1 protein-coding gene and 1 pseudogene are annotated in these 2197 nt (G+C 73.9%); both read right to left on the reverse strand.

The features are described 5' to 3' along the window. Positions 1-118: 118 nt before the first annotated feature. Positions 119-874 carry an SDR family NAD(P)-dependent oxidoreductase gene (locus AC1MIR_RS14375; protein ID WP_480028882.1) on the reverse strand — a complete coding sequence of 252 codons (756 nt, stop codon included), beginning with the start codon at positions 872-874 and terminating at the stop codon, positions 119-121. Further along, positions 871-2112 (reverse strand): annotated as a pseudogene (locus AC1MIR_RS14380) (formimidoylglutamate deiminase); the annotation flags it as partial. The gene AC1MIR_RS14375 and the pseudogene AC1MIR_RS14380, both read right to left, overlap by 4 nt. Positions 2113-2197: the final 85 nt, after the last annotated feature.

Genomic DNA, 2197 nt, shown 5'->3' on the forward strand with positions numbered 1-2197 from the left:
GCCGGCCCGCCCGCCGCCCCCCCCCCCCCCCCCCCCCCCCCCCCCCCCCCCCCCCCCCCCCCCCCCCCCCCCCGGGGCCCCCCGGCCGCCCCGCGGCAAGTGCCGCGCACTTGTCAAACTAGTGCATCACGTCCCCGCCATTGGGGGAGAGCGTCGCGCCGACGAAGAAGTCGCCGCCGGGGGAGCTCGCCAGCAGCAGCGCGGCGGCGGCGATCTCCTCGGGCTGGCCGACGCGGCCGATCGGCAGCGCGGCGCCGGTCTGCGCCGCCCATTCGGGGCCGAGCTGCGCGGTGAGGTCGGTCTCGACCGGGCCGGGTGCCACGGCATTCACCAGGATGCCCTTCGGCGCGCCCTCCCGCGCGAGGGCGCGGGTCATGCCGACCAGCGCGGCCTTGGCCATGCAATAGGGCACGATGTTGGGCGCGCCCTTGAAGGCGAGCTGCGAGGCGGTGGTGATGATCCGCCCCCTGCCCCGCGCGACCATGCCCGGCCAGACGGCCTGCGCGGCGAAGAAGCTGGCGCGCACATGCACCGCCATCACGCGGTCGAATGTTTCCTCCGTGATCGTCTCGAAGGGGCCGCGCAGGTTCAGGCCGGCGTTGTTCACCAGGATATCGCAGGGGCCGAGCGTGGCCTCGGCACCCGCGATGAAGGCGCGCAGCGCGGGCAGCTCCGCGACGTCCACATCGGCATGGAAACAGCGGCGGCCCAGGGCCTCGACCTTGGCCGCGACCTCCGCGGCGCCCTCCGCGTCGTGCAGGTGGCAGAAGGCGATGTCGGCGCCTTCCCCGGCATAGAGCAGCGCGATGGCGCGGCCGATGCCGCGGCTGCCGCCGGTGATGATCGCGACTTTTCCGGTTAGCTGTCCCGTCACGCCATGAGCCTCCGCATCGCCGCGCCGAAAGCGTCGCGGATCGCCATCGCGTTCACGTGACGCCCCGCCTCCACCACCGGCTTCCCGCCGCACACCACTGTCCGCACCGGATTGCCCTGGCCGCTGAACACCCAGGCATCCAGCAGCGCGTCGCCCTCGCGCCCGAGCAGCAGCGGGTGGGTGTCGTCCAGTTCCACGAGATCGGCACGCATCTCCGGGGCGATGGCGCCGATGGCGCGGCCCGAGACCTGCGCGCCGCCAGCCAGCGCCGCATCCAGCAGCGTGCGGCCGGGATGCGGGTTCTCGTCGCCCGTGGCGACGGCGCGCGCATGGTCGCGCAGGCGCTGCGTTGTCTCGAGCTGGCGCAGCTCGAAGGCCGGAGCGGTGCCGACATGGCTGTCGGTGCCGATCCCGAAGCGACCGCCGGCGGCGAGAAACTCCGGCAGGCGAAACATGCCGTCGCCGAGCGAGGCTTCGGTGGTGGGGCAGAGCCCGGCGACGGCGCCGGAGCGCGCGAGGCCCGTCACCTCGGAATCATCCAGATGCGTCGCGTGGATCAGGCACCAGCGCGCGTCCACGGGCATGTTGTCCAGCAGCCAGCGGACGGGCCGCGCGCCGGTGACGGCGAGGGATTCCTCCACCTCCTTCGGCTGCTCGGCGGCATGGATGTGGATGGGGCCGGCGTCGCCGGCCAGCGTGCGCAGCATCTCCGGCGTGACGGCGCGGAGCGAATGCGGCGCGAGGCCGACCGCGCATTGCGGATCGCCGGCGCAGGCGGCACGCGACGCCTCCACGATGCGGAGGAAGCGGTCGAGGTCGTTCAGGAAGCGTCGCTGCCCCTCATGCGGCGGCTTTCCGAAGATGCCGCCATGCCGGTAGAGCGAGGGCAGCATGGTGATGCCGATGCCCGCCTGCCGCGCGGCGGCGAAATGCCGCTTTGCCATTTCGGCGACGTCGGCATAGGGCGCGCCGTCCGGCTGATGGTGCAGGTAGTGGAACTCGGCGACGCTGCAGAAGCCGTGTTCCAGCAGTTCCACATAGAGTTGCGCCGCGACGGCCTCCGCATCCTCGGGCGAGAAGCGGCCGACGAAGCGGTACATCGTCTCCCGCCAGGTCCAGAAACTGTCCTGCCCGGCCGGGCTGCGACGCTCCGCCCCGCCGGCCATGGCGCGCTGGAAGGCGTGGGAATGCAGGTTCGGCACGCCGGGGATCACATGGCCGGAGAGGCGGCGCGCCGCGCCCGGCGCGGCCCCCCGCGGGGCCGCGGCGCGGGCGCCCCCCTAGTCCACCCCCAACACCCCCACCCACCCCCCCCCCCGCGCC

This window comes from Falsiroseomonas sp. RANM36, from assembly GCF_056682175.1.